We start from the raw sequence: 8,043 nt of genomic DNA, 5'->3' as shown, positions 1-8,043 counted from the left end.
TCCGATCGCGGCCCGAGCCTTCGGCAGATCCTGCAGTGGGGTTTGGGTTATTTATCGTGATCAATGTCGAGTTTGGAGAAGGTCACTTGGCCACCTTCGCTGGTGTACCCGGTGTTGTCCTGCACATAAACCCCAGCCTTGAAATACAGCGGCTTGTTGCGCCACGTCGCACTGATCTGTGAGTCCCACTGATAACCCGCCGCACTCACACCCAGTGCACCGCCAGGACTGAGGTGAATGAGGTAGTTGAATTCGCGATCCAGTTTGACCCCGGTCGCAAGGGTAATGACGCGGCTTTCGTCGTCATCGGGGTGCATGCGCACCTTGATCACCAGGTTGCCGGTTTCGGTTTTTGTCTTGTACTGATACTCAAGTTTGACCATCGGCTTCTGGCTTTCATAAGCATGAATCTGGCCGATGACGATCTTGCCGGAGCTCGGTACTTTGTTCACCGTTACCGTCGCGCGCAGCAGGTTGTCGGCATCCGGGTAATACCAGTTGCGCAGGCTGCCGTTGCTGTAGGTTTCACGCAGTTCGGTGCGCGGGTAGATGGCGTTTTCGGTTTTTGACCCGGTAACCGGTGACCAGAAGAACAAGGTGCCGGTGTCGGAATGGAAGTACTGATCTTTGAAGCCGTTCACCAGTTTTGAGGTTTCGACGGTGTATGGCGGGCTGCCAACGGGAACGCTGAGGTTCCAGGTTGCGAGATCGATCATGTCGGTTCTTCCACTCAAGTTTCACTGCACGTACGTGCCAGAAGCTCTAGCCCGCACGTTTTGGGGCGGCCTTTATAAGCGTAGAGGGAAAATTTGTTAACGCCCGTTTGGCAGATGATTGACGTCAACATCCTGTCGAAATGCCATCTCTGCCGGTTTCCGGGGGCTTCAGCGGTGACCGTTAGTCGGCAAACTCACGCTTTGGTTAAATGATGGCCTGATGACAGCTTCTGCTTTCTTGGATCCAGTACTAGAGTGAAGGCTCAGTATGTGTGCGGTTTTTACCGGAAACCGCCCGAAAGTCCCGACAAGAGAAGCAGCATGGAATGCGCGCAACCCCCGCCAGGTGAAGGCAGCTCTGTCCTTTTGATCGTTGATGATTACCCTGAAAATCTGATCAGCATGCGCGCGTTGCTGCAGCGCCAGGATTGGCACGTCCTCACCGCAGCCTCCGGATTCGAAGCGCTCAATATTCTGCTCTCGCACGACGTCGATCTGGTGCTGCTGGATGTGCAAATGCCGGGCATGGACGGCTTTGAAGTGGCGCGCCTGATGCGCGGCAGCCAGCGCACGCGCCTGACGCCGATTATCTTTTTGACTGCCAACGAGCAATCCCAGGACGCCGTGATCAAGGGCTATGCCAGTGGCGCGGTGGATTACCTGTTCAAACCGTTCGACCCGCAGATCCTCAAGCCCAAAGTGCAGGCGTTGCTGGAACACCAGCGCAATCGCCGCGCCTTGCAGCGCCTGAGTCATGACCTGGAAGTGGCGCGTGCTTTCAATGCGTCGGTGCTGGATAACGCCGCAGAAGGCATTCTGGTGGTGGGCGAGGACGGTTTGATCCGCTTTGCCAATCCGGCGATTTCGCGGTTGTTGAATGCGCCGGTGAAGGAGCTGGAAGGTAAAGAGTTTCTCGATTTTCTACAGAAGCCGCACATTCCGCTGTGGGCCGATTCCGAGTTTTATGCCAGCTACAAGCGTGCCGAGACGTTAAGGCTGCACGATGCCTTGCTGCGTACTGCGCCGGGTCAGCAGGTGCCTGTGGCGCTGTCCTGTGCGGCGTTGCCTGCCGAGCAACACGCGATGGTGGTGACCGTGCTGGACATGTCGGTGGTGCGCCACTTGCACCAGCAGCTCGAATTTCAAGCGGTGACCGATCCACTGACCGGTTTGCTCAACCGGCGCGGCTTTTACCAGACTGTTGAAAACCTGCTGTTGCGTGGTGAGCGCAGCGACAGCAGTTGGGTGTTGCTGTATCTGGACCTTGATGGCTTCAAACGGGTCAACGATTCCCTCGGTCACGATGCCGGCGACCGGGTGTTGCGCTGGGTCTCCGAGCAATTGAAGGCATGTCTGCGGCCGTTCGACATTCTTGCGCGCATGGGCGGCGATGAATTTACCGCGCTGCTGGATCTGGAGTTTCCCGAGCAAGCGGCGAAGATTGCCGAAAAACTCATCGAACGGGTGTCGATCTGTCAGCAGATTGAAGGGTTGGACATCGCTCTAGGCGCCAGCATCGGCATCGCCACTTACCCGGACTGCGGCTCGGACCTTGACGGGTTGCTGCGTGCCTCCGACATCGCCATGTACGAAGCCAAGCGCGCCGGGCGCCAACAATATCGTTTCTACGATCATGAAATGAACGGCCGGGCGCGCTCGCGGTTGATGCTCGAAGAGAGCGTGCGTGCCGCCATCGAGAATCGCGATTTCAACTTGGTGTATCAGCCGCAAGTGGCCATCGACACGGGCCAGATTCGTGGCTTCGAAGCCTTGTTGCGTTGGCAGCATCCGAGCGTTGGCGATGTGCCGCCGGGGTTGTTTTTGCCATTGCTGGAGGAGGCGCGGCTGATCAGCCGCCTCGGCAGCTGGATTTATCATCGTGGTGCCGGTCAGCGCAAAGCCTGGGAAACCCTGTTTGCCGAAGATCTGGTGCTCGGTGTGAGTTTGAGCAACACCCAGTTCAGCCTGCCGAATCTGGTCACCGAGTTGCGTCAGGTGATGGAACGACATGCCTTGCAGCCTCGGCAACTGGAGGTCGAGGTCACCGAAGAAGCGCTGATGCAGAATCCCGACGAAACCCGCAAACAACTGCGGTTGCTGCGCAATCTGGGCGTGCGGGTGGCGCTGGATGACTTCGGTTCCGGGCCGTGTTCGCTGGCGCATCTGCGTGATCTGGAGCTGGATACCCTCAAGCTTGATCGCCATCTTATTGCGCGGTTGCCGGACTCCAAACGCGACGCCTCGCTGGTCAGTACGGTGATCAGTCTGTGCAAACAATACGGTTTGCTGGTGATTGCCGAGGGGGTGGAAACCATCGAGCAATACCAATGGCTGCAAGCCCATGGCTGCGAATACGTGCAGGGTTTCCTCGTCGCGCGGCCGCTGATGGCCGAGGATGCGGTCAGCTTCGCCGAACCGTTTGACTGGAGCGCGCTGCCCGGTTGAATTCGCTACACTGGCGCACCTTTTCGAACCGTGTCGCCCGTCCATGACTGTGTTGAAGTACCTCCAGGCCTATCCCGCGCAATTGCAGGACCAGGTGCGCCAGCTGATTGCCGAAGGGCGTCTGGGTGAATACCTGAATCAACGCTATTCGGGGCGACACGACGTGCAGAGCGACAAGGCTTTGTACAGCTACGCGCTGGACCTGAAGCAGGAGTACCTGCGCAACGCCCCGGCCATCGACAAGGTGCTGTTCGACAACCGCCTCGACCTGACCCACCGCGCTCTGGGTCTGCACACCACGGTTTCACGGGTGCAGGGCGGCAAGCTCAAGGCCAAGAAAGAGATTCGTATCGCCTCGTTGTTCAAAGACGCCGCGCCGGACTTTCTGAAAATGATCGTCGTGCATGAACTGGCGCACTTCAAGGAGTCGGATCACAACAAGGCGTTCTATAAATTGTGCGAGCACATGCTGCCGGGGTATCACCAGGTCGAGTTTGATCTGCGTGTGTATCTGACGTGGCGCGATATGCAGGCTTAACAGTACGCAACCAGGAAGGTGTGGATGGACGTCAGCAAGACCAAAAGCAGTTTCTACCGCCGCTTGTATGTGGCGTACCTGATCGACAGCGGTCTGGCCCCGAGCGTGCCGACGCTGACCGACGTGACCGGCATGCCCCGGCGCACGGCGCAGGACACGATTGCCGCGTTGGCCGATCTGGATATCGTCTGTGAATTTGAGCAGGAAGAGGGCGCGCGTAATCACGCCGGGCGCTATCGGATTCGCGAGTGGGGGGCGATTGATCGCGGGTGGATCGAGCGTAATTTGCGGCAGATCAAGGCAGTTCTGGAGTATCCCTGAAAAAGAGCCCCTCATCGGAACGCCGCCCGCCCAGCCCTCTCCCGGAGGGAGAGGGAGCCGATTGGGGGATATTGGAGAGATACGCCGACGCGAACGAATTGCTGTGAATCCATAATCGACGCGGTTTTTCAGGTCGATGTCTGACGCAAGACAACTCGGTCAGTCCCCTCTCCCTATGGGCGGTCCGACGTTTCGGGAGGGCTAGGGTGAGGGCTGTTCAGGCACGACGCATCCCAATGTGTGGAATGTCATCCTCCAGATACTCTTCACCCGCCACCACAAACCCGTACCGACCGTAATACCCCTGCAAATGCGCCTGCGCCGACAGATAGATCGGCACCTGCGGCCAATGCTTCTCGGCCTGTTTCAGTGCTTGCTCCATCATTTCGTGCCCCAGCCCTTTGCCGCGCCCTTGCGGTGCGGTAATCACGCGGCCGATCACCACGTCACCACCCTGGGATTCCGGATCGAGCAGGCGCAGATACGCCATCAACTGATCATCTTCCCAACCCATCAGGTGATAGGTGTCGCCTTCCAGATCCTGGCCGTCGAGGTCCGGATAGGCGCATTTCTGCTCGACGACGAACACGTCCGAGCGCAGCTTCAACAGCGCGTATAGCTGTTCCTTGCCCAGATCACTGTGATGTTTGCAGACCCATTCGATTGTCATTTGCCGATTCCTTGAACGTGTCGCCCGATACTAAGCGCCTGTGGCAAAGATGTCTGTATGGCGTAAGAGTCTGTGACAAAGGTCAAAATGCCATCATTCCTTTCTCGCAGCCTCGGTGACTTTGTGTAATCTGCTGGAGAGCCCTGTGCATTGGCTGCAATGAGCTAATGTTAGGGCCTGGGTTTTGCCGGTAAGGGGCCTTGGGGTTTTGGCTGAAAACATGCTGGGCAACTTGCCCGCTAAGGATTTTCAAGCATGCCGCGTTTGCATCGAGCCTTTGCTTTGATCGGATTGCTCTTGCTGGCTCAGACCGCTGCAGCGGATAAGCTGCGGCTGGTGTTTGATATCTGGCCACCCTTTACCGACGACACGCTGGTCAACGGCGGCCTGGCCACCGACATTGTCAGCACCGCGCTGTCCAGAGCCGGTTATGCCAGCGGTTACGAGCAGGTGCCGTGGGCACGGGCGCTGCTTGGCGTGGGGGAGGGCCGTTACGATGTGCTGGTCAACGCCTGGTACAACGACGAGCGGACCAGGCTCGGGCAATTTTCCGGGGAATACCTGCTCAACCGCATTCGCTTTCTCAAGCGCAAAGACACGCCACTCGACTATTCCAATCTGCAGCAACTGCACACCTATCCGATTGCGGTGGTGCGCGGCTACGCCTATTCGGCGCCGTTCGATGCCGACACGGCGTTGCAGAAAGTCCCTGTGCACAACTTCGCCATGGCCGTGCGCATGCTCGCGGCGGATCGGGTCAAGCTGACGCTGGAAGATGAGTATGTGGCAAAGTATTACCTGGCGCGGGAATCCGCCAAGGTGCGCAATTCGGTGGAGTTTTTACCCAAGCCGTTGAGTGAGAACAGCCTGCATATATTGGTGAGCCTGAAGAATCCGCAGCATGAGCAGATTGTCGCGGGGTTTGATAAGGCGATTGCGGCGATGAAGGCGGATGGGAGTTATGACAAGTTGTTGAGACAGCATGGGATGTGAGTTTCTGATCCTGAATTTGCTGGGTGTCTGATGGCCTCTTCGCGAGCAGGCTCGCTCCCACATGGGGTTTGTGTCGTGCACACATTCACTGTGGGAGCGAGCCTGCTCGCGAAGGCATCCTGTCAGCCAGCGCTAACCTCACTGGTGTCCTTGATGAGATGTGCCGCCAACGTCCGCAACGGCCCCAACTGCCGGCAGATCAACGCCAGTTGCGTCTGCACCAACCGCTGCCCCTCATCGATCTCATCGGCCATCTGCTCCAGCTCATTGGCCAGCGCTTCTTCTTCATCACTCTGAATCGCCACCGGCTGCTTGTTGGCCAGCCCTTGGGCGATTTCATCAATACTCGTCGCCAGTTTCACCCCGGCGCCATCAATCAAATGCTCGCGCACATCCGCCGGCAACTGCGTCTCGCGATGCGCGCCCAGCCCTGACAGATAACTCAACAACGTGTGCGACAGCACCAGAAAGCGGAAACCGACATCGGCTTCCTTACGGAAATGCCCCGGCTCCATGAGCATGTTCGCCAGCGTTGTCGACAGCGCCGCATCGGCGTTGTGCGCGTTGCGCCGGGCCAGCCGATAGGCGAGGTCATCACTCTTGCCAGCGGCGTATTGCTGCATGATCTGGCGCAGGTAGATGCTGTTGCAGGTCAGGGTGTTGGCCAGCACTTTGTTCAGGCGTCGGCCCTGCCAGTCCGGCAGGAACAGGAATACCGTCAGGCCGGCAATCAGGCTGCCGAGCAAGGTATCGAACAACCGTGGCAGGAACAGTCCGTAACCGTCGCCGACCTGATTGAAGCAGAACAGCACCATGATGGTGATCGCCGCTGTCGCCAGGGTGTAGCGGGTGGTGCGGTTGGTAAAGAACACCACGCCGGCAGCGATGGCGAAACACGACTGCACCAACGGACTCGGGAACAGATCGAACAGCGCCCACGCCACGGTCAGGCCGATGGCGGTACCGAAAATCCGCTGACCGAGTTTGCGCCGCGTCGCGCCGTAGTTCGGCTGGCAGACGAACAGCGTGGTGAGGATGATCCAGTAACCCTGCGACGGGTGAATCAAATGCACCATGCCGTAACCGATACTCAGCGCCAATGGCAGGCGCAGGGCATGCCGGAACAGCAGAGACGTCGGCGTCAGTTGCGTGCGCAGGCGCACCCAGACGTCTTTGAGGTTGCGCGGCGAACGGTCGAGCAGGCTGCTGTCGGTCGCGTCGGCCAAGGCGTCGGGGTTGCTCGCGTCGCTGAGCAAACGGTCGAGGGTGCCGAGGTTGGCCGCCAGTGCGCGCAGTGAGCGCAGCAATCCGCGCCAGGCCGGATTGCTCTGGATGCGCAGGTGTTCAAGGGAGGCGTCGAGGTCGCTGAGGGCTTCGGCGAAACTCGCGTCATAAATAAATGGTTGGCGCATCTGGATCGATTCGGCCAGAGCGCGGCAGGCCTTGCCTTGCTGGCGCAACAGGCGTTGGCAGCGGAACAGCACGTCGCTGTGGAAGAACGCTTCGGCCAGTGCGTTGTACGGATAGTGCGAAGAACTCGCGCGTTCGTGGATGTCCTGAGCGAGGAAGTACAGTTTCAGGTAACGGCTGACTTTCGATCCGGGGCGGCCGTTGCCGACGCGGTGCAGGATGATTTCCTTGGCACTGTTCAGCGCCGCCACCACGCGACCGTTTTGCTGGGCCAGTTCCAGCCGCCGGGCTTCGACATCCATCTGCCGGATCGGCTCGAACAGCGACGATTTCAGCTTCAGGTAAAAACCCAGTTCACGGAACAACCGCGCCAGACTCTGCTGCACCGGCTGGTTGGAAAACAGCGCCTGCCACACCACCGAGAGCAAGCCGTACCACGCGGCGCCGGCGACCAGCAGCATCGGTTCGTGCCAGAAATCGGTGACCGCGCCGCCGCGCTGATCAACGCCGATCATCGTGTAGACCGACAGAATCAGCGTCGCCGAAGCAATCGCGCCATAGCGCTCGCCGAGCGCACCGAGCATGGTCAGGCCGAAACTGGCCAGCGCCAAAGCAATTGCAAACACGATGGGGTAGGGGAAGAGTAATTCGACCGACAGCGCGGCGATGCTGAAACACACCAGTGTCACGGCGAGGGCATTGAGGCGGCCCTGCCAACTGTCGTCGGTTTCGGCCAGGGCGCTGGCGATAATCCCCAGGAATAACGGGATCAGCAGGCCCATTTCATCCTGATACCAACACAGCGCCATGCTGCCGGTCAGGGCGATGAACACCCGCACGCTGTAGCTGAATTTATCCAGCGCCCACAGGCGCCGCAAAGACTGACGAAACGAGGTCGAGGACATGAAGTGCGAGGGCCTTCCGAGGCGATGCCGCTAAATTGAGCCAGT

At 59.0% G+C, this 8,043-nt stretch carries 7 protein-coding genes; 4 read left to right on the top strand and 3 right to left on the bottom strand.

Translation table 11 applies throughout. The features are described from left to right. Positions 1-47 precede the first annotated feature (47 nt). Complete coding sequence (locus AC0ZWN_RS12565) at positions 48-716, bottom strand: polysaccharide lyase family 7 protein (RefSeq protein WP_476335245.1); 669 nt, start codon at positions 714-716, stop codon at positions 48-50. Between the two features lie 321 nt (positions 717-1,037). Here AC0ZWN_RS12565 and AC0ZWN_RS12560 point away from each other — a divergent pair, with 321 nt between their 5' ends. The 3 genes from AC0ZWN_RS12560 to AC0ZWN_RS12550 are packed head-to-tail and all read left to right on the top strand — an operon-like array spanning position 1,038 to position 4,020. Further along, positions 1,038-3,161 carry a putative bifunctional diguanylate cyclase/phosphodiesterase gene (locus tag AC0ZWN_RS12560; RefSeq protein WP_476335244.1) on the top strand — a complete coding sequence of 708 codons (2,124 nt, stop codon included), beginning with the start codon at positions 1,038-1,040 and terminating at the stop codon, positions 3,159-3,161. A 43-nt stretch (positions 3,162-3,204) separates the two neighbouring features. Beyond that, complete coding sequence (locus AC0ZWN_RS12555; protein ID WP_034153713.1) at positions 3,205-3,699, top strand: M48 metallopeptidase family protein; 495 nt, start codon at positions 3,205-3,207, stop codon at positions 3,697-3,699. Positions 3,700-3,723: 24 nt separating this feature from the next. Continuing rightward, complete coding sequence (locus AC0ZWN_RS12550) at positions 3,724-4,020, top strand: winged helix-turn-helix domain-containing protein (protein WP_008081019.1); 297 nt, start codon at positions 3,724-3,726, stop codon at positions 4,018-4,020. 217 nt (positions 4,021-4,237) lie between these two features. Here the strand turns inward: AC0ZWN_RS12550 and AC0ZWN_RS12545 are convergent, their stop codons facing one another. Next, entirely contained in the window at positions 4,238-4,690 is a 453-nt protein-coding gene (locus tag AC0ZWN_RS12545; protein WP_034153611.1) for a GNAT family N-acetyltransferase, read from the bottom strand. 255 nt (positions 4,691-4,945) lie between these two features. Here AC0ZWN_RS12545 and AC0ZWN_RS12540 point away from each other — a divergent pair, with 255 nt between their 5' ends. Continuing rightward, positions 4,946-5,683 (top strand): substrate-binding periplasmic protein, encoded by a 738-nt coding sequence (locus tag AC0ZWN_RS12540; RefSeq protein WP_093429876.1) that lies wholly within the window; start codon positions 4,946-4,948, stop codon positions 5,681-5,683. 122 nt (positions 5,684-5,805) lie between these two features. On the opposite strand, the gene yccS is transcribed toward AC0ZWN_RS12540, so the two are convergent. Then, positions 5,806-7,998 carry a YccS family putative transporter gene (gene yccS / locus AC0ZWN_RS12535; protein ID WP_150729904.1) on the bottom strand — a complete coding sequence of 731 codons (2,193 nt, stop codon included), beginning with the start codon at positions 7,996-7,998 and terminating at the stop codon, positions 5,806-5,808. Between the last annotated feature and the right edge of the window lie 45 nt (positions 7,999-8,043).

Source organism: Pseudomonas sp. 3B-A001-10F (genome assembly GCF_056313565.1).
The sequence above is the reverse complement of the archived record's forward strand: the minus strand, read 5'-3'. Positions and strand labels throughout refer to the sequence as shown.

What these genes read in the sequence shown, in the direction of transcription:
- yccS (WP_150729904.1), bottom strand. Translation starts at nt 7,998, where the DNA reads ATGTCCTCGACCTCGTTTCGTCAGTCTTTGCGGCGCCTGTGGGCGCTG.
- AC0ZWN_RS12545 (WP_034153611.1), bottom strand. Translation starts at nt 4,690, where the DNA reads ATGACAATCGAATGGGTCTGCAAACATCACAGTGATCTGGGCAAGGAA.
- AC0ZWN_RS12560 (WP_476335244.1), top strand. Translation starts at nt 1,038, where the DNA reads ATGGAATGCGCGCAACCCCCGCCAGGTGAAGGCAGCTCTGTCCTTTTG.
- AC0ZWN_RS12540 (WP_093429876.1), top strand. Translation starts at nt 4,946, where the DNA reads ATGCCGCGTTTGCATCGAGCCTTTGCTTTGATCGGATTGCTCTTGCTG.
- AC0ZWN_RS12555 (WP_034153713.1), top strand. Translation starts at nt 3,205, where the DNA reads ATGACTGTGTTGAAGTACCTCCAGGCCTATCCCGCGCAATTGCAGGAC.
- AC0ZWN_RS12550 (WP_008081019.1), top strand. Translation starts at nt 3,724, where the DNA reads ATGGACGTCAGCAAGACCAAAAGCAGTTTCTACCGCCGCTTGTATGTG.
- AC0ZWN_RS12565 (WP_476335245.1), bottom strand. Translation starts at nt 716, where the DNA reads ATGATCGATCTCGCAACCTGGAACCTCAGCGTTCCCGTTGGCAGCCCG.